We start from the raw sequence: 21,425 nt of genomic DNA on the forward strand, positions 1-21,425 counted from the left end.
GCCTGCATGAAAGGCGCATCGGCGCCGCGTCGACACCGCACACCCCTCTCCACGATTCGTCTCCGCACGACACGCTGCGCACGTGCCGCGTTCCGCCGCGACGCCGACGGTCTCGCGCAACACGGGTACATGCCGGCACCTAGTTGGCGACCTGCGCCGGCATGCCGGGTCCGGCCTCCCGCGTGGCCGACACCGCCAGCCGCGCGCGGTCCTGTTCCGCGAGCTTCGCTTCCGCGGCCTGGATATCGGCCGGATACGCGCCGTCCTCGCCCTTCGCCGGGTCGTACCCGGCCGCTTCGACGCGGATCAGTTCGTCGCGAACCTGCGCACGCGTCAGCGGCGCGGCCGATTGCGCGAATGCCGACTGACCGACGATCGCTCCGATCATCATCAGTAGTGCGATATATGTTTTCATCATGGACTCCTTCAATGTGACGTATCGATCAACCACGGGACAGGCGTGACCTGCGGATGCAGGCGGGTGGATCAGCTTCCGAAATAGATCGTGCAGAAACTCGCGGGGCCGACGCATGCGGCGGCGCTTCGACGCGGCGACATCGTCGCCGGCTTGCCCGCTTCGGACGACATGGCCGGATCGCCGCCGACCGCCGTGCTCGCCTGCCGCTGCGGCATCCGATCGGCCTGGTGCCGGAACAGCGGGCTCACGTCCGGATACGACGTATCGGTCACGAAGCGCAGCCCGTTGTTTTCCGCGTCGACGAGTTCCTGCCGGACCTGTTCGCGCGTGAGCGCCTGTGCCGACGCTTGCGTCGCGACACCTGCGAGAGAAATCGCCGCTACCGTGGCGGCCACCAGCCAGTGCGTGTTCATGTTCACTCCTTCATCAGTCAACGAAACGATGTGCTACACCCGTATGACGACGGAGAGGCGCGGTTTATTCCCGGCTTTCCATTCGCGCCGACCCAACATTCATGAAACTGTCATTCATTCGTCAGCCGGCGTAACCTGACGTAACGCAGTGCCCGTCGTGCTTCGGGCAGACTGACCACCACTTCATCCGGACCGCCCCTCGATCGACCATGTCCGCCGCTTACGACCATGCAGCCGCCCTGCTGCGCAGGCTGTACGACCGCCATATCGACAGCGGCGCGGTGCTCGACGCGGCCGCGTTTCCGGATGCCGAGCGCTTCGTGCGCGCGTGGCCCTCGATCCGTGCGGAGGCGCTCGACGTCGCACGCGACATGCCGCGCATCCCGCGCTTTCACGAAATCATGCGCGAGCAGTACGACATCTCGGCCAACGACGCGCGCGACTGGCGCATGTTCATCATGCAGGCGTACGGCCAACCGTTTGCACGCAACCTGTCGCGCTGCCCGACCGTCGCGTCGCTCGTCGCGGCGTCGCCGGACGTGCTGTCCGCGTCGCTGTCGTTCCTCGCGCCCGGCAAGCACATCCCGCCGCATCGCGGGCCGTTTCGCGGCATCCTGCGCGGGTATCTCGTGCTGTCGATGCCGACCCGCGCGGACGGCACGCCGGCCGCCGTGCTGAAGGTCGACGGGCGCGAATACCGGCTCGACGAAGGCCGCTTCCTGCTGTGGGACGACACGTTCACGCATGAGGTGTGGAACGACAGCGACGCGGTGCGGATCGTGCTGCTGCTCGATATCCGCCGGCGCGGGATGCCGCGCTGGCTCATGTGGCTGTCGAATGCGGTGATCGGCGTCGTGCGGCTCGGGATCCGGATCAGGGGGCGGTCGATTCCGGTTTAGCCGCCACGCATGGCAGCGCCATTCCGCCTTTCGGCGTCCGCCGGATCGCCTAAACTACAAGCCGTCCCTTCGTGCGGCTCCTGCCAGCTACCGCCATGGCGCACCTCTTCTTCGCCGCGTCGATCCAGCGGCACGTCGACACGCCCGAGCGCGACATCGACGCGCATACGGTCGGCGAAGCATTCGACACCATTTTCAGCGAGCAGCCGCGGCTGCGCGGCTACATCGTCGACGACCAGGGCGCGCTGCGAAAGCACCTGTCGGTATTCATCGACGGCCAGCCGATCCGCGACCGGCAATACCTGTCCGATGCGCTCGGTGCCGCCAGCCGCGTGTATGTCGTGCAGGCGCTGACCGGCGGATAAAGGGACGGATGCACGGGCGCATTCCCCGATACCAAGCGCCGTCGCACCAAGGCTGACCATCCGGAGACATCCGACATGAACGATCGACTGCTCGTCGCCACCCGCAAGGGCCTGTTCGTCTTGCAACCGGACGGTCATGACGGCTGGACGCCCGGCGAACCGCATTTCATCGGCGAGCCCGTCAGCATGGCGCTTGCCGACCCGCGCGACGGCACGCTGTATGCGGCGCTCAATCTCGGCCATTTCGGCGTGAAGGTGCATCGGCTGCGCGCAGGCGCCCGCGATTGGGAGGAATGTGCAGCCCCGGTTTATCCGCCGCAGCCCGCCGACGCGTCGCCTACCCGTGCCGATCCGCACGCAGGCAGCGGCGATTCCGACGATGAAGCCGCCGCTGCCGGGTCGCCGCAGCCAACGTGGACGCTTCAGCAAATCTGGTCGCTCGAAACCGGTGGCACGGACGAACCCGGCGTGCTGTGGGCCGGCACGATTCCCGGCGGCCTGTTCCGCTCCGACGACCATTGCGATTCGTGGGCACTCAACCGCCCGCTGTGGGATCGCCCCGAACGCGCCGAATGGGGCGGCGGCGGGTACGACGCGCCGGGCATCCATTCGGTGATGGTCGATCCGCGCGACAGCCGGCACGTCATCGTCGGCATCTCGTGCGGCGGCGTCTGGCAAACCGCGGACGGCGGCGCGACGTGGCGCGTGACCGCCGAAGGCATGGAAGCCGACTACATGCCGCCCGAGCGGCGCGGCGAGCCGAACATGCAGGACCCGCACCGCGTCGTGCAGTGCGCGGCCAATCCGGATGTGCTGTGGACGCAGCATCACTGCGCGATCTTCCGCTCGACCGACGGCGGCGAACACTGGCGGCGGATCGAAGCGCAGCCGTCGAGCTTCGGTTTCGCGGTGGCCGTGCATCCGCACGAACCGGATACCGCGTGGTTCGTGCCGGCCGTGAAGGACGCGTGCCGGATTCCGGTGAATGGCCGGCTCGTCGTCACGCGCACGCGCGACGGCGGCCGCAGTTTCGAGCAGTTGACGAACGGGTTACCGACCGCACCGGCGTATGACCTCGTGTATCGGCACGGGCTCGCGATCGATGAGTCGGGCACGCGCCTCGCGATAGGATCGACGACCGGCGGGTTATGGACATCCGACGACGGAGGAGAAAACTGGAATCTGGTTTCCGCCCATCTGCCGCCTATTTACTGCGTCCGGTTCGGATAACGAGCCGTGCGGCAGGCAACCGTCGCAGGAACCAACCCGTGCTGATCACCATGTGGTCGTGGAGCGGGACGATGCGCATGGGCTTCATGCACAGCAGCGCGCCCGCCCTGCCGAAGCACTTCAGCGGGGCGGGCACGTCGATGCCGCGGCAGGGCCATCCTGATCGATGCAATGCGAACATCGCCGCCGTCAAAATGCCTGCGATGCATGGCATCGCTAATCAAGCTTCCTTAGGGATGCAAGCCGATATCGCCAACAGGCGGCCCCCATTCGCCTTCGATGCATTCACCATTCGGGAAACAGATCGTTTCAGCTTGCGCGATGGGTGCCAGCGCGAGCAGCGACAGCGCGGCGATCAGCGCAGAAAACACGCCCTTTTTCATATTTCCAATTCCTTGTATGGGTTATAGATAAAGACTCACCGGAGTCCGCGCGAGTATTCGCAATCAGTTGCTTGGTCCCGGAACCTCGTGCATCGATCCAGTGACACGCATTGTAGAAACGGCACGCGTTGCCCCGAATCATTCTCAACAATTTCTCAAAAGCATCCGGCCCGATCGTCGCAGCATGGCGCGTGACCGCGGAAGGCATGGAACCCGACTACATGCCGCCGGAGCGACGCGGCGAACCGAACATGCAGGATCCGCACCGCGTCGTGCAGTGCGCGGCCAATCCGGACGTGCTGTGGACGCAGCATCACTGCGCGATCTTCCGCTCGACCGACGGCGGCGAACGCTGGCGGCGGATCGAGGCGCAGCCTTCGAGCTTCGGCTTCGCGGTGGCCGTACACCCGCACGAGTCGGATACCGCGTGGCCCGTGCCGGCACGCATGCCGGATTCCGGTGATCGGCCGTCTTGTCGTCACGCGCACGCGCGACGGCGGGCGCAGTTTCGAGAGCCTGTCTAACGGGTTGCCGGCCGCGCCCGCGTACAACCTCGTGTACCGGCACGGGCTCGCGGTGGACGATTCCGGCACGCGCCTCGCGATGGCGTCGACGACCGGCGGGCTATGGACGTCCGATGATGGCGGCGAGCACTGGCAACAGGTATCGGCGCATTTGCCGCCGGTGTATTGCGTCAGGTTCGGGTAGCGGCGCGAGCATCATCCGGCGCCATCCGAGCCACCGCCTCGCGCGTCGTTGCGATTTCCGTTTCGAGCCAGTCGAGAAACCGCCTGACCTGCGGCTCGCGCTCGCGCCCCGGCCGGCACAGTGCGACGAAGCGCGCACCGTCGAGCCGCACCGTGGGCTCGATCGGCATCAACGCGCCGCGCTCGACATGCTCGGCGGCCAGCACCGAGCTGAGCAGCGCGATACCCTGCCCGTGCAGCACGGCCTGCAACGCGTAATGCTCGTCGTCGTAATGGCGAAACACCGCGCGTTCGAGCCATGCTTCGCGGCCCGCCGCACGACACCACGACGCCCAGTCGACCGACACCGGTAGCGGCGTATCCCACACGGTTTCGATCAGGTCGAGCGGCGCGTCGGCGCGATGCGCGTCGAACCCGGCGGCCGCATACGCGCCGAAATACTCGTCGATCAACGCAATCTCGTGCAGTGCGGGAAACCTGCGCGACGTCGCGCGAATCGCGAGATCGACGCGTGCATCGCGTTCGAGATCGACGAGCGTGTTCCCCGTTTCGACCTTGATGTGCAGGTGCGGATCGACGCGGCGAAACGCACCGAGCCGCGGAATCAGCCACATCGCCGCAAACGCGGGCGTGGTGGTCAGCACGAGCGGGCGCGCATCGGCCGCGTCCGGACGCAGCGCGTCGAGCCCGCGGCTCAGTGCCAGCAACGCATCGTGACTCGCACGAAACAGTTGCTCGCCTTCCTCCGTCAGCCGCACGCCGCCCGCGCCGCGCTCGAACAGCAGCACGCCGACGCGGCTTTCGAGCGACTTGATCTGGTGCGACACGGCGGCCGGCGTCACGGACAGTTCTTCCGCGGCGGCCTTGAACGTGCCGAGCCGCGCCGACGATTCGAACACACGCAATGCGGTCAGGGGAATTTTCGAGAACACGGGGCCTCGCGGGCCGGATGCGGCCGGGTTGAATTCGATTCAATCCGGGTGAGATTAGGTGAATTGAAGCGGCTGCGCAACGCGGCTAGCCTTCCGGAACGTCGCGGCACGTCGCCGCGGCGGTTGCCGTCGAACCGGAGGAACCCCGTGCAAGGCCTATCGCGCAGGATCACGCAGGCGGTGCTCTACGAAGCGATCGCCATTTCCTGCATCTCGCCCGCGATCGCGGCGATCTTCAAGCAGGACCTCGTCTACTCGGGCGCGCTGTCGGCGACGATGTCGGCGATCGCGATGCTGTGGAACATGCTCTTCAATGCGCTGTTCGAGCGCTGGGAAGCATCGCGCCGGCAGCCGGCGCGTACGCTCGGGCGGCGGATCCTGCATGCGACCGGATTCGAGGGCGGGCTGATCTTCATCCTCGTGCCGGTCGTGTCGTGGTGGCTCGACATCTCGTGGTTCGATGCGTTCTTCGTCGATATCGCGCTGTTCGCGTTCTTCTTCTGCTACGCGTTCGTGTTCCAGTGGGCGTTCGATCGCGTGTTCGACGTGCCGGTGGCGACGAAGGGGAAATGAGCGACGCGGCTCATATTGCAAGGAAAAGACCTGGATATGCGCCGTCGCGCCACGAAATGCATTACCTATTGATACAACAGTGGTCGGAACAGCCGGGGAGCAATGTTATCTCCGCACGTTTTGCGTTCTCATTGTCCTGAATACTCATGCGTTGATAGACATAACTGTGAACAGCGTAGCGCTCCTGTTTCAGCCCGAAATGCATCAACAACCGTTGAGCGGACTCGGCTCTTCTGACAGACAGTTCATCGGGTTCGATTTCTGCGGACTCGGCTACACCACTCACGGCTACACCTTCTCGAACAGGAAACTGCGACAGCATTTTCGATACCCAGGCTTCCAGTCTCTTCGCTTGCTCCACACTCACCGCTGCAGAATTCTGCGCGAACATAAGATCGAAATTTTGTCCTGGCAAGCTCTCGACACTGTCGCAAGCATACGAAGGTCCAGTCACAAACAATAAGACTGCACCGCTAATCAAGCCAGATAACATATGCCGAAATGCTGTCTGCATTTTTAATAGCCATATCTGGGTTATTTTGACCCCACTCGGGCAGAAAGCGTGTGATTCCATACTTTGGATCGCCGGCTCCGAACGTATCTGTGAAGTGAGTACACTCGTGGATGATTGTCGACAACTTGGAAGTCGCTGCCCGGCTTCTGTCACGAATCGTGCAAAATTCTTCGTGGATGCTGATTGTGCGCGTTGCAGTGTCTGGACCACATACGTGCGCAACAGTGCCAACATTTTTGTTGGTCGGCAAGCATCCAAGCGATCGATCCAGATCGGGGTGAGCTCTCAGAAAGTTCGCCGGACCTAGCGACCGCATAACTGCAAGGGTGGCCGTCAACCCCGTGACAAGACGGTGGCGAATCTCGTGGTCGCTCGCGCCGAACCACGTCCAGACACGCCTACGCTCTTCTGGCGACCACTCGGCCAATCTCTCAAGCCGCTCCTTCACCAGGTCGGCGCCCTCATCGCGTAGTTGCATCATCAGCTTTCTGAATTCCGCGTCGGTCATGGCCGGGCAGATTGGCGGACCGTTGAGTGTCAGGAATACCTTAAGCTTCGAACCCTGCACGGTGTTCGTCACGGCAGAATCGTGAACGCAAACGTATTCGTTACAGGGCATTGTCATCATTCTCCATGATCTCGAGCCTCAGTTTTTCGGCGCCACGTGTGGCTACACGCTGGGTGTTTCCTTCGAAATCCGTGACACCGCTGAAGACCCGCCCCGAAGTTGTGTATATGCGGTACTGAACATGTACAAGCGGCCTACCGCTTCGCTCATCACACAAGACATATTGCTCGTCGTTGGCCGCGAACGCTGATTCAGGGTGATTTCGGATCGGTTCAGTCAATGCAGCTGCTTGCTCGGTCGTGAATATCATCTTCATGCCACGCTCGGCATAAAAGACGGGCGGCGGATTGCATCCACAAACGTTGACGTCACCGCTCAACGCCCAGGGTTTGCCGTTCGGCCCGGTTCCGGGCCATCGCGGCCCTTTCGGCGCGATAAATCCGTTCTTCCCGCAAGCAGTACAGTAGGTTTTCATGCCGAGCGTAGCGATATGCACGCGCGGCGGCGGGTTGGAACAAGTGACGGTCGGCAGGCCTTCCGTGATCGTCGCACTGCCGCCTCGGTCACCTTCGGCGAGGAAGTAGCGGATCATGCGCCATCCTCCCGTTCAACGCATGCGATTGCAGGCACTACGACCGTCTGGCAGTTGACGGTCTCGTTGCCCCGCCCGCCGCGCTGGGCAGATGAGCCGACGACAGTCGATGAATACGCAAGTATTCTCTGCTTGTGCTGCATCCGAATTCTCCTTCGTGAAATTGATGCAATTGACTCCCACCAAAATGCACGATCCGGAAGCAGCTTTCAATCATACGAGTTCGAAATTCGTATAACTAACTTTTATGTACTTCTATTACTCAAATTCTGGATCGTTCGAACAGAGCACGATCCAGCACACGAATAGCCCTGAACACGAGAAAAAGGCGTGTTCGACGTGCCGGCGGCGACGAAGGGGTCGTGAGCCGGAGGCCTACGCCCCGCCGGCAATTTTCGGCAACTGCCAGCCGAACCGCACCGCCGCCATCCGCAGCGCAAAACAGGCGATGCCGCCGAGCACGGCCGCGACGACCGACGGGCAACCGAGTCGCCGGCACAGCACGACGACGACCGCGCCGAGCAGCGCCGCGCTCGCATAGATGTCGGTGACCAGTACGACCGGTATCCGCGCGAGCAGCAGATCGCGCACGACGCCGCCGCCGCAGCCGGTCACGGCGCCCATCAGCGTTGCAATGAACGGGTGGACGCGGAATTCGAGCGCCTTCACCGCGCCCGCGACCGCGAACAGCGCGAGGCCGGCCGCATCGAGCGTCGTGAGCAGCGACGGCGAAAACGACGCGACCCGCGCATGAAACACGAAGGCGAACAGCCCGGCGGCGAACGCGAGCGCCGGATAACGCCAGTCGCTCACGGCGCTCGGCGGCCGCGCGCCGATCAGCAGGTCGCGAATCACGCCGCCACCGAGCGCGACGACGAGCGACAGCACCATCACCCCGAACAGGTCGAGGCCGGCGCCGATCGCCGCATTGGCGCCCTCGATCGCGAACACCCCCGTGCCCGCGAGATCGGCGGCGAGCACGACTTGCTCGATGCGCTTCATGCGAATGAATGGTCGAAGCACCGGACGGTCCGGTTGCAGCCTGCGTCGACCGAAGCGGTCGCGTGATTCGGCCACGTGCCGGCTGCGTGTTGCCGTCCGGATGCATCCAGCGGGTTGCGGGCCATGGCCGTCTCCTCGATCGGGGATCGAGCAGTCTAGCGCATCGCCCGCCGTCGGCGCGAGCACGAAGCACGTAGCAAAAAACCGGCGCAAGCAGGTCACCCCGCTTACGCCGGCTCAACATTCACGTCAGGCTTCGGGCCGCAGCCGCAAAGCCCGACGCGTCATGCTCAATGCGCGCCGAGATACGCCTTCACCGCCGGCAGGCCCGGCTTGCCGTCGATCGTCGTCACGCCGGCCAGCCACTTGTCGAGTGCGTCCGGGTTCGCCTTCAGCCACGCGGCGGCAGCCTTGTTCGGGTCCTGCTTGTTCATGATCGGCACCATCACGTGGTTCTCGATCGCCGTCGTGAACTGCAGGTTCGACACGAACTTCGCGACGTTCGGGCAGCGCTGCGCGTAGTCGGGCGGCGTCGCCGTCAGCACCTTCGCTTCGCCGTAGTTCGGGCCGAACACGTCGTCGCCGCCGGTCAGGTAGTCGATCTTCATCTGCACGTTCATCGGATGCGGCTCCCAGCCGAGGAACACAATCCACTGCTTGTCGCGGATCGCGCGATTCACCTCGACCAGCATCCCGGCCTCGCTCGACTCGACCAGCTTGAACTTGCCGAGGCCGAACTGGTTGCCGTCGATCATCTTCTTGATCAGCGCGTTGCCATCGTTGCCGGGCTCGATCCCGTAGATCTTGCCGTTGAGCTTGTCCGCGTATTTCTGGATGTCCGCGAACGACTTCAGGCCGCCCTGGTACACGTAGTCGGGCACCGCGAGCGTGTATTTCGCGCCGGTCAGGTTCGGCGTCGCGAGCACCTTGATCGTGCCGGCCTTCGTGAACGGCTGGATGATCGGGTCCATCGTCGGCGACCAGTAGCCGAGGAACACGTCGATCTGCTTGCTCTTGATCCCCGCGAACGTGATCGGCACCGACGCGATCGTCTTCGTCGGGTTGTAGCCGAGCCCCTGCAGCATCGTCGATGCGAGGCCCGTGGTCGCCGCGATGTCGGACCAGCCGACATCGGCGAAGCGCACGTTCTTGCACACGGGCGGATCGGCCGCATAGACGGCCGACATCGGTGCGGTCATCCCGATCCCGCACACCGCTGCGATCAATAGGCGCTTCATCTTGCTTCTCCTCAAAGTGATGTCGTTTGCTTGAATCCGGGATCGTTTATTGAAGCCGCGCGCCGCGATCCCGGCGACGTCGCGGACCGAATGATTGCCCCGTTCAGCGCCCCGGCAGCCGGCGCTCGTAGCTCGGCGCATGGCCGAACTGCGCGCGGTATGCCTTGCTGAAATGACACGGCGAATGAAAGCCGCAGACCGTCGTCACGCGCGCGATCGATGCGTCGGTCGTGCGCAGCAGGTCGCGTGCGCGTTTCAGGCGCAGCGTCAGGTAATAGTGGGTCGGCGATACGTTCAGGTACACCTTGAACATGCGCTGCAGATGCCGCTGCGACAGCCGCACGAGCCGCGCGAGTTCCTCGAGCGACAGCGGCTCCTCGATGTTCGCCTCCATCAGCCGCACGACCTCGATCAGCTCCGCGCGCGAGAAGCCGACGCGCGCGTCGACCGGAATCGGCTGCGTATCGGTCGAACTGCGGATGCGCTCCAGGATGAACTGCTCGGAGACCTGCGCGGCGAGCTGCTGGCCGAACCGCATGCCGACGAGGTTCAGCATCAGGTCGAGCGGCGCGGTGCCGCCCGTGCAGGTCAGCCGGTCGCGATCGACGACGAACAGCTCGTCGGCGAAGCCCACCTGCGGAAATTCGGAATGCAGCGCGGACAGGTTCTCCCAGTGCACGGTGCAGCGATAGCCGTCGAGCAGGCCGCTCGACATCAGCGCGTACGCGCCCGTGCAGATGCCGCCGAGCGGCAGCCCGCGTTCGGCGAGCGCCGCGAGCGTATCGCGCGCGCCCGCGTCGACCACGTCGCGGATGCGGATGCCGCCGCACACGATCATCACGTCGGGCAGGTTGTCGTAGTCGAGCGCCTGCGTGGGCCGCACCGCGATGCCGTTGCTGGCATGCGCGGGCGCGCCGTCGAGCGAGTAGATCGACCACTTGTAGTGATCCGCCCGCCCGACGTAGTTCGCCATCCGAAGCACTTCGACCGCGCTCGAGAACGCGATCATCGAGAAATTCGGCAGCGTGAGGAAGCCGAAATGGGCGAGGGACGAAACCGGTGAAACGCAGGCGGCGGGCGCGACGGCGACGGCGGACGTCACATCGGTCTCCTGGCGAGGAGGTTGTAGAGGGCCAGCCCCGCGGCCGAAGCCGCGGGAGCCGTTATCCATTCAGGGTGAGCGGCAGGAGCGTGGTCCGGCCGCCGGAGATCAGGCCTGCGCGGGCGAAGCCTTCACGCGAAAGAGCTGCTTGAGGCCCGAGAACAGCGGCGCCTTCACGGTGCCCGGCGCGCGGCCGAAGCTCTCGGTGATGCGGTCGAGAATGATCGCGAGCAGCACGACCGACAGGCCGCTTTCGAAGCCGAGGCCGATGTCGAGACGCTGGATACTCGCGAGCACGTCGTTGCCGAGGCCGCCGGCGCCGACCATCGACGCGATGATCACCATCGACAGCGCCATCATGATCGTCTGGTTCACGCCCTGCATGATCGACGGCAGCGCGTTCGGGAACTGCACCTTGTACAGCAGTTGCCACGGCGTGCAGCCGAACGCCTGGCCGGCTTCGACGATCTCGCGGTTCACGTGGCGGATGCCGAGGCTCGTGAGACGCACCGCGGGCGGCATCGCAAAGATCACCGTCGACAGGATCCCCGGCACGCGGCCGAGACCGAACAGCATCGCGGCCGGAATCAGGTAGACGAAGGCCGGCATCGTCTGCATCAGGTCGAGGATCGGGCGAACGATCGCGGCGACCCACTTGCTCTTCGCGGCCCAGATGCCGAGCGGGATGCCGAGCACGAGGCTGATGATCGTCGACGACAGCGTGAGGCCGAGCGTGATGACCGTCTGGTCCCAGAAGCCGGTCGCGAAGATCAGCAGCAGCGATGCGGTGGTGAACAGCGCGAAGCGCCAGCCCACCCGCCACAGCCCGACGCCGATGAAGATCGCCATCATCAGCCACATCGGGATCGCCTGCAGGCCATGCTCGACGAATGCCGCGAGCCCCTCGATCGCTTGACCGATCGCGTCGAACGTCTTCGCGTCGTGGTCGAGCAGGTAGTGAACGGACTGGTCGACCCAGGTACCGAGCGGAATCATTTCAGACATGGGAACCTCGCGAACGCGTGATGGCCTTCAGGATGAGCGCACGATCGACCGAGCCGCAGTAGCAGCCGTCGTCGTCGACGACAGGCAGTGCATTCGGGCTCGCGACCACGCGCGCGACGACATGTTCGAGCGACGCATCGCGCCGGATGCTTTCGATCGGCCGCACGGACGGCGTGTCCTGACCGAGCGCCTCGCGCGTGACGAAGCCGCGAATCTTGCGTGCGGCATCGAGTACGAACGCGTAGTCGGCGCTGCCGTTCAGCGAAGCGGCGACGTTCGCGGCATCGCACTTCGACATGGTCGGCACGGCGCCCGTCTGCATCAGGTCGCCCGCCGTCAGATAGCGGCTCGTGTCGATGCCGTCGAAGAACGCGCGCACGTAATCGTCGGCCGGGTTCGCGATGATGTCCTGCGGCGTGCCGACCTGCACGAGGCGGCCGCCTTCCATGATCGCGATGCGGTTGCCGATGCGCAGCGCTTCCTCGAGATCGTGCGACACGAACATGATCGTGCGGCGCTGCTCCTTCTGCAGTTGCAGCAGCACGTCCTGCATTTCGCGGCGCTTGAGCGGATCGAGCGCGGAGAACGCCTCGTCCATGATCATCAGCGACGGGTTCACGGCCAGCGCGCGGGCGAGGCCGACGCGCTGCTGCATGCCGCCCGACAGCTCGGACGGCAGCTTGTGCGAGAACGGCGCGAGACCCACTTGCTCGAGCACTTCCATCGCCCGGCGCTCGCGCTCCTTCTTGCCCATGCCGCCCACTTCGAGCCCGAACGCGGCATTCGACACGACGGTGCGATGCGGCATCAGCGCGAACGACTGGAACACCATGCTCATGTCCTTGCGGCGCAGCGCGGTCAGCGCCGAGCGGCGCGCCGACGCGACGTCGAGCCCGTCGATCAGCACCTTGCCGGCGCTCGGATCGACCAGCCGGTTCACGAGGCGGATCAGCGTGGACTTGCCGGAGCCGGACAGGCCCATCAGCACGAAAATTTCGCCTTCCTGCACATCGAAGGAGACGTTGTGCACGCCGACGACCTGGCCGGTGCGCTTGAGCACATCGTCCTTCGTCGCGCCGGCGGCGAGCATGTCGAGCGCCTGCTGCGGGTTACTTCCAAATACCTTGCACAGACCTTCGACCACAACCTTGGGGGCATCCATCGAAACCTTCTCCTCGTGTAGCGGGGACTCGCGCTTGTCATAGCGTGCCTACATAGTTGCCAGAAAAAACCCCGGCCTGCCGACGAATTACGACAAACGCTTGCGCAAATACGACACACCCGCCAGCCCCGCCCGGCGGGCCGCGCCGCCGATTGCGGCGGCGCAATACGCGCACGGCCAGCAATGACGGGCATCCCCCGCCGGACTTGTGCGCAGCAGCGCGGCGAATGGCGCATGAGGTTTTGCGCCAGACCGTATCGGGCACGCGTCGCTTTGCGACAAGTTGACGTCCGTTCCGGCGTCGATCTATTCAGACGAAAGCGACCACCGCATGCGTCAGTAAAAAGCATGACCGTGCAAAAAGCCGGATGGCGACACCGGACGGCGCACGCCGCGATACCGCGCCAACCCCGGAAATAGGAGCATGCGCGCTGTGATACATTCCCGCAAACACGCCGATCGCGACGTTGCCGCGGGCCTTGCGCACGAGGGCCCGGCCGCACGGCGCGCGCATGCCGGTTCGCCTGCCGGCCGTGCTGAAACTGCCTCGATCCGGTGTGATCCGCGATCGAAGGACGATAACGATAGTGAGAGGGAGCAAGGCGTTGAACTGGGCATTCGCCGTAATCGGCTTCATCGTGGGCGGCATCGCCGCGTTGATCGGGGATTTCTCTGCCGCGAGCGGCTCGCTGCTGGGGGCCGCCGGCGGGTTCTGGCTTGGACACGCGCTGCGGCAACGCAAGCTGCAGAAGCCGCGCGCCGCACCCGACGCATTCGCGATCGCCGCGACGACGTCGCCTACTCCGTTACCGCTCGCCGAGCGTGTCGCGCGCCTCGAAGCAACCGTCGACACACTCACACGCGAACTCGACGCGCTGCGCGCTCAACTGGCGGGCGCGAAGGCCGGTGGGGCGACCTCCGGCGGCATCGCGCAAACGGCTTCGGCCGACGCTGCGTCCGCGCCGCTGCCGGGACACTTCCCGACACCGCCCGCGCAACAACCTGTCGCCGTGCGCGCCGACACACCGGCATCCATTTCGACGACGACGCCCGCGACACCGCCCGCACCGGCCACCGCAGCACGCACCTCGGCTGCGTCCGCTCACGCTAACGCTCACGCCGCAGCCACCGCACAAGCCACCCCGATCCGCCCTGCCCCACCGCAACCGCCCGCGCCGCGCGAACCCGGCCTCGCCGAACGCGCGTTCGGCGCCGCGCGCGACTGGCTGCTCGGCGGCAACACGGTCGTGCGTGTCGGGATCATCGTGCTGTTCTTCGGCGTCGCGTTCCTGCTCAAGTACGCGGCCGACAACGCGATGCTGCCGATCGAATTCCGCCTCGCGGGCACGGCGCTCGCCGCGGCCGCGCTGCTCGCGATCGGCTGGCGCGTGCGGCCGCGCCGCGCCGCATACGGCCTCGTGCTGCAAGGCGGCGGCGTCGGCATCCTGTACCTGACCATCTTCGCCGCGACCAAGCTTTACGCACTACTGCCCATCGGCGCCGCGTTCCCGCTGATGGTCGCGGTCTGCGCGCTGAGCGCGTTCCTCGCGGTGCGGCAGAACGCGCTGCCGCTCGCGTTCATGGGCAGTGCGGGCGGCTTTCTCGCGCCGATCCTGCTGTCGACCGGCCAGGGCAACCACGTCGCGCTGTTCAGCTATTACGCACTGCTGAACGCGGGCATCTTCGCGATCGCGTGGTTCAAGGCCTGGCGCCCGCTGAACCTGCTCGGCTTCGTGTTCACGTTCACGATCGGCTCCGCGTGGGGCGTGACCGCCTATCGCCCCGCGCTGTTCGCGAGCACCGAGCCGTTCCTGATCCTGTTCTTCCTGATGTACGTCGGCATCGCGCTGCTGTATGCGGTGAAACGCGAACTCGCGCTGCGACACTACGTGGACGGCACGCTCGTGTTCGGCACGCCGATCGTCGCGACCGCGCTGCAGGCGGCGCTCGTGAAAGGCATGCCGTTCGCGCTCGCGTGGAGTGCGGTCGCGCTGTCGGCGTTCTACGTCGCGATCGCCGCATGGCTCGCGCGGCGCCGCGACCGCCTGGGACTGCTGTTCGAATCGATGCTCGCGCTCGCGGTCATCTTCGCGACGCTCGCGGTGCCGCTCGCGTTCTCGGGGCCGACGACCAGCGCCGCGTGGGCCATCGAAGGCGCGGCCGTCGTATGGCTCGGCGTGCGCCAGAAACGCCTGCTCGCGTTCGGCTTCGGGCTGCTGATGCAGGTCGCCGCGGCCGGCGCGTTCTTCACGAGCCTGCTGAGTCCGGCCGACGCGACCGCGCTGCCCGTGCTCAACGGCCCGACCATCGCGATGCTGCTGATCGCGCTCGCCGGCCTGTTCACCGGCTGGTGGCTGCACGGGCGCGGCGAAGCGCGCGCATGGCACGCGTGGATGCCCGAGATCGGCGTCGCGGCTGCCGCGTGGGGGCTGCTGTGGTGGGTCAGCGGCGGGCTGCACGAGATCCTCGTCCATGCGAGCCGTCACGTCGATCTGCATGCCGATCGCTTCGTCGTCGATACGACCGCGCTGTTCGCGGCCGGTACCGCGTGGCTCGCGCACGTCGCACGCCGCCGGCTCGCGTGGCCGCTCGCCGAATGGCCCGCACTCGCGCTCACGCCGGTGCTGGCGCTGCTCGCGCTGCGCGCGTTCGATGCGCACGAAGCGCCACTGTCGGGCATGGGCGCGTTCGCGTGGCCGGTGGCCGTCGGCGCGGGGCTTGGGCTGCTGTGGCGCCAGTCGCGCGGCACGACCGGCGCCGCTGCCGCGAACGGCGCGACGCCGTCCGTTGCAACGCGCATCCTCGCGCCGCTGCATACGCTGACGTTCTGGACCGTGTGCGGGCTGCTGTCGCTCGAAGGTTTCTGGCGCCTGCGCGCGTTCGTCCCGGAAGGCGCATGGAGCTGGAGCGCATGGGCGTATGGCTTCGGCACACTGCTCCTGCTCGTGTCGGGCCCCGGCTCCCGGCTGCGCTGGCCGGTCGCGGCGTTCCCGCGCGCATACCAGGTGTGGGGTGCGGCGCCGCTCGCCGCGCTGCTGTGGCTGTGGAGCCTCGCCAGCACGGTCAGCGACGGCGACGCAGCGCCGCTCTTCTGGCTGCCGCTGCTCAATCCGCTCGACATCGCGCAAGGTCTCGTGTTCGTCGCCTTCGCCGCGTGGCTACGTCGCCTCAAGACGCTCGGCATCGCGTGGCATCCGCGCGTCGTCGACTATCTCGCGATCGCGACCGTGTTCCTGTGGTTCAACGCGCTGATGCTGCGCACGCTGCATCACCGCTTCCACTTCGGCTACGACGTCGACACCGTGCTGTCGTCGTTCGGCATCCAGCAGGTGTTCATGGTCGGCTGGAGCCTGTTCGCATTCGCCGGGATGTGGCTCACGCGCCGCGACGGCATCGCCCGCCTCTGCGCGCTCGCGTCGCTGCCGCTGATCGTCGTGATGTGGGCGTGGACCTTCTACGCGAACTTCACGCAGGACGGCGGAAGCTGGGCGCGCGTGCCGCTGTTCAACCCGCTCGATCTCGTGCTCGCGGTCGTCTATGCGCTCGCCGCGTCGTGGTTCGTGCGCGCGCGCAAGCTCGGCTGGTCGTTCGGCGCGTATCGCGTCGAGCTGCTCAGTGCGGCCGGCGCGACCGGCTTCCTGTGGCTGAACGCGATCCTGCTGCGCACGCTGCATCACTGGGCCGGCGTGCCGTACGCATTCGGCGCGATGGCCGAATCGACGCTCGTGCAGGCATCGGTGTCCGTGTACTGGACGGTCTGCGCGCTCGCGATCACGATCTGGGCCACGCGCCGCGGGCTGCGCCCGCTGTGGTTCGTCGGCGCCGCGCTGCTCGCGCTGACGGTCGTCAAGCTGTTCCTGTTCGACCTGTCGCACGTCACCGGCATCGAGCGCATCGTGTCGTTCATCGGCATCGGCGTGCTGCTGCTGTTGATCGGCTATTTCTCGCCGCTGCCGCCGAAGGCCGCCGCGCAACAGGACGGCCAGCCATGAAACGACTCGCCGCCCTGCTCGGGCTGAGCCTGCTCGCGTCGTTCGCGGCGGCCGACGGCGCATCGAACGCCGGGCGCGTCACGCAGCGCTTCGCGCTCGACCTCGACGGCAGCGCCGCGTATTACCAGCTCACCGTGCCGCAGCCTGTGTATGCGGCGAGCCGGCGCGACGATCTCGGCGACGTGCGGATCTTCAACGGCGCGGGCGAGCCGGTGCCGTATTCGCTCGACGCGCCGGCCGCGCCCGCCGTGCCGCCGTCGCGCACGCCGGTGCACTGGTTCCCGCTGCCGCCCGCGCGCGCCGAGAACGGCAACGCGCCGCTCGGCGTGACGGTCGGCCCGGACGGCGCGCTGCGCGCGGCCGTCGCCACCCCTTCGCGCACTCGGCACGGCGCAGACCTCGTCGACCTGTCGCATACCGACGGCAGCATCGATGCGCTGCTCGTGCACGTGAACGACGACAGCTACCAGGGGCGCGTGTCCGTCGAAGCCAGCGACGACCTGCGCAACTGGCGGCCGCTCGGCAGCACGCAGTTGCTGAAAGTCGGCCGCGGCAACGACCTGCTGGTGCAGGAGCGCATCGCACTCGACGGTGCGACGCCGCGCTACCTGCGGCTGGACTGGCTCGACGGCGCGCCGGCGATCGCTTCGATCGACGCCGACACGCATCCGCGCGACGCACGCGGCGCCGACACGGCGTCCGTGCCGCGCCAGTGGCGCGACGCCGTGCGGATACGCGCCGGCGCTGCGCCGGGCGAGTATCTGTTCGACACCGACGGCGCGTATCCGGTCGACCGCGTGCGCATCGACCTGCCGCAGCCGAACACCGTCGCGCGCGCGACGCTGCAAAGCCGCGCCGATGCGCAGGCGCCGTGGCGCGACGTCGCGGCCGCGGTGCTGTTCCGGCTGCAGGGCAAGGGCGGCGAGCAGCGCAATCCACCGTTCGAGTTCGCGGCGAATACGGATCGCGCGTGGCGGATCGTCGTCGACATGCGCAACGGCGGGCTCGGCGGCGGCCGGCCAGCGGTCGCGATCGGCTGGCATCCGGCCGCGCTGATCTTCGTCGCACGCGGCACGCCGCCATTTACGCTCGGCGTGGGCGATGCATCGCTCATGTCGTCGGCCGTGAGCCGCGACGCGCTGCTGGTCGGTATGGCGCCCGAAATACGGCCGGCCCGCGTCGGCGCGGCGCTACCCGTGTCGGCGGTCGCGCCGGCGGCAGCCGCCGATGCGGACGCCGGGCGTCGCTACGTGCTGTGGGGCGCGCTGATCGTTGCGGTCGGCGTGCTCGGCGCGATCGCGTGGCGCGTCGCGAAAGGCGGCGGCGACACGCGCAGCCGCGACGAGTGACGTCCACACGCATTTGCGAGCCGCTTGACGCGCCGGCCGGTTCCTTGGGCCATCGCCATGCGCGGTCGCACCGATTCATCGAGTGCCCGCGCCCGTCTTTACGTGAAGGCGATGCGACGCGTCAGCGGCGCGAATCGGAACCCGCCCGCCGCTCTCTGGCCACGAAGCGGCCGTGCTGACGCGGTCGCCACGGCGACGACCGGCAACTGGCCGCCCCGGCCGCGCGGCGCGCCGCGAAACCTCCGCCGCGACGCAGGCCCGACTCGCGCCGGCCCGTCGCGACGACGCGCGGCGCCCACGCATGCATGATCCACCGCACGGCCGCCACACGCGCCGCCAGCCGCGACGCCGGCGACACGCGCCGCGCGGCACGTGCAACGGGCCGCTTGCACAGGATCGCGCTGTCGTAGCGCTTGCCGGCAAAGCGCATCACGTCGACCACCTCGAAGCCCTGCGCGCCGTAGAACGCCAGCAGGTGCGAAGCCGGATGCGGCGTATCCAGCGCGAGCAACGCATAGCCGCGCAACGCGGCCCACTGCTCGGCGAACGACAGCAGCAACGCGCCGATCCCGCGACTCTGGCAAGTCGGGTCCACCGCCACCTGGCGCACGCTCGCGACGCCTTCGCGCCGATACAGCGAGCAGGCCGACGACGGATCGGTCGCATACAGCGTGGCCGTGCCGACGACACGCCCGCCGCATACGGCGACATAACACTCGCCCGCTTCCGCGCGACGGCGCGTGACGTCTTCGTCCTGATCGACGCACGTGCAGTTGAGCCCCATCGCACCGAGCCGCGCGAACGCACGATGCAGCATCGGCGTGAGTTGCGCATAGCTGTCGATTGCCGGATCGAAACGCCGGACGATCACCCGATCGGCGCACGCGGAAGGCGGCGCGGCAGGGGTGCGTTCGGCGATCGCGTTCCAGGGTATCGACATGGCCATGCTCCGTGGTGAAGATGCCCGAAGTCTAGGAGCGCGCCGGTCGCCGTCGCAAGAAAAAATGTCGTAAAAATCCGGGGTAACGCGGCTGGTGGACACGGCGAGTACGGTGCGTTTCGAAGCTGTGCGGACGTCATGCGCGAACGCATCGAAGCGCCGATCGTTGCTCGCGCAAGCAACGCACCAAGCGTTGAAATCGACGCCCGGCGCGCACGCGCGTTGACACGTACCGCCCCACGCTCCAGACTCGCTGCTCCGTCACCGCATCGCGAGCGCCCATGATCACCTGCTTCCTTCGCTACGTCGTCGATCCGTACAAACTCGTCGAATTCGAAACCTACGGGAAGATGTGGATTCCGCTCGTCGAGCAGTTCGGCGGCACGCATCATGGCTACTTCCTGCCGTCCGAAGGCGCGAACAACATCGCGCTCGCGATGTTCTCGTTCCCGAGCCTCGCCGACTACGCGCGCTACCGCGAACGCTCGAAGGACGATCCGGCCTGCCAGGCCGCATTCCGCTACGCGGAGGAAACACGGTGCATCGTCAGCTACGAGCGCAGCTTCTTCCGGCCGGTGTTCGAGTAACGGACGAAACAGGCCCATCGCCGCACATCGCGCCCCGTTTTCCGGCCGAGGACGAAAAAAAGCCCCGCCAGCATCCGCGCGGCGGGGCCAACCCATGTCAGTAGAGACATCATGGAGGAGACGAGCCCATCTTATCGACCGCGGCGCACCGTCCCAACCAAGCATTTCTGCTATCGATCTGCGCGGCCGCGCACACGATTGCCCCGCCGCGCGGCATATCGATAGAACGAAAAGTCGTTTTCAGAGTGGCGGCGGGGTCGTTACCATCTGGTTTTAAGCCTGTGCTTAGCCGGGCAAGCCACTCCCAGGAGCGCCCCTTGACTGCATTCGATCAACACCGCCGCCCGTTCGTCGTCGGCATCGGCGGGACCACCCGGGCCGCATCGTCCACCGAACGCGCACTGTCGTTCGCGCTGCGCGGCGCGCAAGCCGCCGGCGCGCGCACGCGCCTGTTCGACGGCCCGTTCCTGCATACGCTGCCGCACTACGCACCCGAACACAAAACGCTGACCGACGCGCAACGCGAGCTGATCGACGCCGTGCGCGAGGCCGACGCGATCATCATCGCGACGCCCGGCTATCACGGCGGCGTGTCCGGCCTCGTGAAGAACGCGCTCGACACGCTCGAGGAACTGCGCGCGGACAGCCGCCCGTATCTCGACGGCCGCGCGGTCGGCCTGATCGTCACCGCGTACGGCTGGCAGGCGGCCGGCACCGTGCTGACGTCGCTGCGCTCGATCGTCCACGCACTGCGCGGCTGGCCGACACCGTTCGGCGCAACCGTCAACACGCTGGAAACGCGCTTCGAAAGCGCCGATAGCTGCTCGGATCCGAAGGTCGTCGCGCAACTCGAGACGGTCGGCGCGCAAGCCGCCGAATTCGCGCTCGCGTTCGCGTCGCATCGTGCGGCCTCGCATGCGGCCTCGGTCGATGCGCTCGCGCCCGTGCTGAAGGTCGCCAACCAGTAAGCTCCGCATTCCGCCGCGCCCCTTCGGTCGACACGGTTCGACGCAGGTGCGCGGCGCGTCTTCCGACGCACGGCGATGTGCCGGGCGCGTCCGTCTCGCCGCTCGAACACATCGTTCCCGCGCACCGCCCCGATAACGATTCAGCCCACCGCATGATTTGCATTGGCCGAAAGATTGGTTCACGCGGCCGGCAGGTTTTCGTACGCTGAAAGTCCGAACTTTTTATGCGCACGCCATGAACCGTACGATCCGCTACAAGGGCTATGAAGTCGCTCCCGCTGCCGCCCGGTTGCCGAACGGGCTGTTCGCCGCCAACCTGACGATCGAACGCGCGAGCGGCGGGCCGTCGCCGCGCTCCGTGTCGTTCGACGCCATCGATTTCTTCTTCGAGGAAGAGCACGCCCTCGCGTACGCATCGCGCTGGGGCCGCCTCTGGGTCGACACGAACGCGTGACCCGCGCGGGCCGCGTGCACATGGCCGCCCGA

At 66.6% G+C, this 21,425-nt stretch carries 21 protein-coding genes and 2 pseudogenes; 11 read left to right on the top strand and 12 right to left on the bottom strand.

Annotation, left to right across the window (positions count from 1 at the left end):
• Positions 1-139: 139 nt before the first annotated feature.
• Entirely contained in the window at positions 140-415 is a 276-nt protein-coding gene (locus tag GJG85_RS23050) for a DUF4148 domain-containing protein (protein WP_050012228.1), read from the bottom strand.
• 71 nt (positions 416-486) lie between these two features.
• Positions 487-831: a DUF4148 domain-containing protein gene (locus GJG85_RS23055; protein ID WP_050012227.1), complete on the bottom strand. Its 345-nt coding sequence runs from the start codon at positions 829-831 to the stop codon at positions 487-489.
• Positions 832-1,040: 209 nt separating this feature from the next.
• Between GJG85_RS23055 and GJG85_RS23060 the strand changes: the two genes are divergently transcribed.
• The 5 genes and pseudogenes from GJG85_RS23060 to GJG85_RS23080 form a co-directional block, all read left to right on the top strand.
• A complete protein-coding gene (locus tag GJG85_RS23060) occupies positions 1,041-1,730 on the top strand; it encodes an aspartyl/asparaginyl beta-hydroxylase domain-containing protein (RefSeq protein ID WP_050012226.1) in 690 nt (229 codons plus the stop codon).
• 95 nt (positions 1,731-1,825) lie between these two features.
• Entirely contained in the window at positions 1,826-2,095 is a 270-nt protein-coding gene (locus GJG85_RS23065) for a MoaD/ThiS family protein (RefSeq protein ID WP_050012225.1), read from the top strand.
• 75 nt (positions 2,096-2,170) lie between these two features.
• Complete coding sequence (locus GJG85_RS23070; RefSeq protein ID WP_050012224.1) at positions 2,171-3,325, top strand: hypothetical protein; 1,155 nt, start codon at positions 2,171-2,173, stop codon at positions 3,323-3,325.
• A gap of 38 nt (positions 3,326-3,363) precedes the next feature.
• Entirely contained in the window at positions 3,364-3,735 is a 372-nt protein-coding gene (locus tag GJG85_RS23075) for a hypothetical protein (RefSeq protein ID WP_124631783.1), read from the top strand.
• Positions 3,736-3,893: 158 nt separating this feature from the next.
• Positions 3,894-4,416 (top strand): annotated as a pseudogene (locus GJG85_RS23080) (exo-alpha-sialidase); the annotation flags it as partial.
• On the opposite strand, the gene GJG85_RS23085 reads toward GJG85_RS23080, so the two are convergent.
• A complete protein-coding gene (locus tag GJG85_RS23085) occupies positions 4,403-5,347 on the bottom strand; it encodes a LysR substrate-binding domain-containing protein (protein WP_124631782.1) in 945 nt (314 codons plus the stop codon). The pseudogene GJG85_RS23080 and the gene GJG85_RS23085 sit on opposite strands and share 14 nt — an antisense overlap.
• 147 nt (positions 5,348-5,494) lie before the next feature.
• Between GJG85_RS23085 and GJG85_RS23090 the strand changes: the two genes are divergently transcribed.
• Positions 5,495-5,920 (top strand): PACE efflux transporter, encoded by a 426-nt coding sequence (locus tag GJG85_RS23090; protein ID WP_089489791.1) that lies wholly within the window; start codon positions 5,495-5,497, stop codon positions 5,918-5,920.
• Between the two features lie 473 nt (positions 5,921-6,393).
• On the opposite strand, the gene GJG85_RS23095 is transcribed toward GJG85_RS23090, so the two are convergent.
• The 8 genes and pseudogenes from GJG85_RS23095 to GJG85_RS35055 all read right to left on the bottom strand — a co-directional run bounded on the left by GJG85_RS23095 (position 6,394) and on the right by GJG85_RS35055 (position 13,740).
• Positions 6,394-7,014, bottom strand: coding sequence for a M35 family metallo-endopeptidase (locus GJG85_RS23095; protein WP_235356158.1), 621 nt, complete (start codon positions 7,012-7,014; stop codon positions 6,394-6,396).
• Between the two features lie 28 nt (positions 7,015-7,042).
• On the bottom strand, positions 7,043-7,594 hold the full coding sequence (locus GJG85_RS23100; RefSeq protein ID WP_080334163.1) for a PAAR domain-containing protein: 552 nt from the start codon (positions 7,592-7,594) through the stop codon (positions 7,043-7,045).
• 375 nt (positions 7,595-7,969) lie between these two features.
• Complete coding sequence (locus tag GJG85_RS23105; protein WP_050012221.1) at positions 7,970-8,596, bottom strand: trimeric intracellular cation channel family protein; 627 nt, start codon at positions 8,594-8,596, stop codon at positions 7,970-7,972.
• Positions 8,597-8,886: 290 nt separating this feature from the next.
• Positions 8,887-9,834 carry a choline ABC transporter substrate-binding protein gene (locus GJG85_RS23110; RefSeq protein WP_050012220.1) on the bottom strand — a complete coding sequence of 316 codons (948 nt, stop codon included), beginning with the start codon at positions 9,832-9,834 and terminating at the stop codon, positions 8,887-8,889.
• Between the two features lie 103 nt (positions 9,835-9,937).
• Complete coding sequence (locus GJG85_RS23115; protein WP_050012219.1) at positions 9,938-10,936, bottom strand: GlxA family transcriptional regulator; 999 nt, start codon at positions 10,934-10,936, stop codon at positions 9,938-9,940.
• A 108-nt stretch (positions 10,937-11,044) separates the two neighbouring features.
• The gene (gene choW, locus GJG85_RS23120) at positions 11,045-11,941 is read right to left on the bottom strand and encodes a choline ABC transporter permease subunit (RefSeq protein ID WP_021163994.1); all 897 of its coding nucleotides are present in this window, start codon (positions 11,939-11,941) and stop codon (positions 11,045-11,047) included.
• Positions 11,934-13,225 (bottom strand): annotated as a pseudogene (locus GJG85_RS23125) (glycine betaine/L-proline ABC transporter ATP-binding protein); the annotation flags it as partial. The pseudogene GJG85_RS23125 and the gene choW, both read right to left, overlap by 8 nt.
• A 188-nt stretch (positions 13,226-13,413) precedes the next feature.
• Positions 13,414-13,740, bottom strand: a complete 327-nt coding sequence (locus tag GJG85_RS35055; RefSeq protein ID WP_124654743.1) for a hypothetical protein — start codon at positions 13,738-13,740, stop codon at positions 13,414-13,416.
• Between GJG85_RS35055 and GJG85_RS23135 the strand changes: the two genes are divergently transcribed.
• Together GJG85_RS23135 and GJG85_RS23140 are read left to right on the top strand one after the other, a co-directional pair.
• A complete protein-coding gene (locus GJG85_RS23135; protein WP_050012216.1) occupies positions 13,709-17,095 on the top strand; it encodes a DUF2339 domain-containing protein in 3,387 nt (1,128 codons plus the stop codon). The genes GJG85_RS35055 and GJG85_RS23135 overlap by 32 nt on opposite strands.
• Positions 17,092-18,444: a DUF3999 domain-containing protein gene (locus tag GJG85_RS23140; RefSeq protein WP_089489670.1), complete on the top strand. Its 1,353-nt coding sequence runs from the start codon at positions 17,092-17,094 to the stop codon at positions 18,442-18,444. The genes GJG85_RS23135 and GJG85_RS23140 overlap by 4 nt, the downstream gene beginning before the upstream one ends.
• Positions 18,445-18,565: 121 nt before the next feature.
• Here the strand turns inward: GJG85_RS23140 and GJG85_RS23145 are convergent, their stop codons facing one another.
• On the bottom strand, positions 18,566-19,384 hold the full coding sequence (locus GJG85_RS23145) for a GNAT family N-acetyltransferase (RefSeq protein WP_050012214.1): 819 nt from the start codon (positions 19,382-19,384) through the stop codon (positions 18,566-18,568).
• A 281-nt stretch (positions 19,385-19,665) separates the two neighbouring features.
• Here GJG85_RS23145 and GJG85_RS23150 point away from each other — a divergent pair, with 281 nt between their 5' ends.
• The 3 genes from GJG85_RS23150 to GJG85_RS23160 all read left to right on the top strand — a co-directional run bounded on the left by GJG85_RS23150 (position 19,666) and on the right by GJG85_RS23160 (position 21,393).
• Positions 19,666-19,971 carry an NIPSNAP family protein gene (locus GJG85_RS23150; protein WP_050012213.1) on the top strand — a complete coding sequence of 102 codons (306 nt, stop codon included), beginning with the start codon at positions 19,666-19,668 and terminating at the stop codon, positions 19,969-19,971.
• Positions 19,972-20,288: 317 nt separating this feature from the next.
• Positions 20,289-20,939 carry an NAD(P)H-dependent oxidoreductase gene (locus GJG85_RS23155; protein ID WP_050012212.1) on the top strand — a complete coding sequence of 217 codons (651 nt, stop codon included), beginning with the start codon at positions 20,289-20,291 and terminating at the stop codon, positions 20,937-20,939.
• 235 nt (positions 20,940-21,174) lie between these two features.
• Entirely contained in the window at positions 21,175-21,393 is a 219-nt protein-coding gene (locus tag GJG85_RS23160) for a hypothetical protein (RefSeq protein WP_006480563.1), read from the top strand.
• Positions 21,394-21,425: the final 32 nt, after the last annotated feature.

It is taken from the genome of Burkholderia sp. MS389 (assembly GCF_016899425.1).
GTDB lineage: Bacteria > Pseudomonadota > Gammaproteobacteria > Burkholderiales > Burkholderiaceae > Burkholderia > Burkholderia sola.

Bases quoted from the DNA above. Each gene is read 5' to 3' on its own strand.
- GJG85_RS23070 (WP_050012224.1), top strand. From the start codon at position 2,171: ATGAACGATCGACTGCTCGTCGCCACCCGCAAGGGCCTGTTCGTCTTG.
- GJG85_RS23160 (WP_006480563.1), top strand. From the start codon at position 21,175: ATGAACCGTACGATCCGCTACAAGGGCTATGAAGTCGCTCCCGCTGCC.
- GJG85_RS23065 (WP_050012225.1), top strand. From the start codon at position 1,826: ATGGCGCACCTCTTCTTCGCCGCGTCGATCCAGCGGCACGTCGACACG.
- GJG85_RS23100 (WP_080334163.1), bottom strand. From the start codon at position 7,594: ATGATCCGCTACTTCCTCGCCGAAGGTGACCGAGGCGGCAGTGCGACG.
- GJG85_RS23060 (WP_050012226.1), top strand. From the start codon at position 1,041: ATGTCCGCCGCTTACGACCATGCAGCCGCCCTGCTGCGCAGGCTGTAC.
- GJG85_RS23055 (WP_050012227.1), bottom strand. From the start codon at position 831: ATGAACACGCACTGGCTGGTGGCCGCCACGGTAGCGGCGATTTCTCTC.
- GJG85_RS35055 (WP_124654743.1), bottom strand. From the start codon at position 13,740: ATGAAGCCGATTACGGCGAATGCCCAGTTCAACGCCTTGCTCCCTCTC.
- GJG85_RS23110 (WP_050012220.1), bottom strand. From the start codon at position 9,834: ATGAAGCGCCTATTGATCGCAGCGGTGTGCGGGATCGGGATGACCGCA.
- GJG85_RS23145 (WP_050012214.1), bottom strand. From the start codon at position 19,384: ATGTCGATACCCTGGAACGCGATCGCCGAACGCACCCCTGCCGCGCCG.
- GJG85_RS23050 (WP_050012228.1), bottom strand. From the start codon at position 415: ATGAAAACATATATCGCACTACTGATGATGATCGGAGCGATCGTCGGT.
- choW (WP_021163994.1), bottom strand. From the start codon at position 11,941: ATGTCTGAAATGATTCCGCTCGGTACCTGGGTCGACCAGTCCGTTCAC.
- GJG85_RS23150 (WP_050012213.1), top strand. From the start codon at position 19,666: ATGATCACCTGCTTCCTTCGCTACGTCGTCGATCCGTACAAACTCGTC.
- GJG85_RS23140 (WP_089489670.1), top strand. From the start codon at position 17,092: ATGAAACGACTCGCCGCCCTGCTCGGGCTGAGCCTGCTCGCGTCGTTC.
- GJG85_RS23105 (WP_050012221.1), bottom strand. From the start codon at position 8,596: ATGAAGCGCATCGAGCAAGTCGTGCTCGCCGCCGATCTCGCGGGCACG.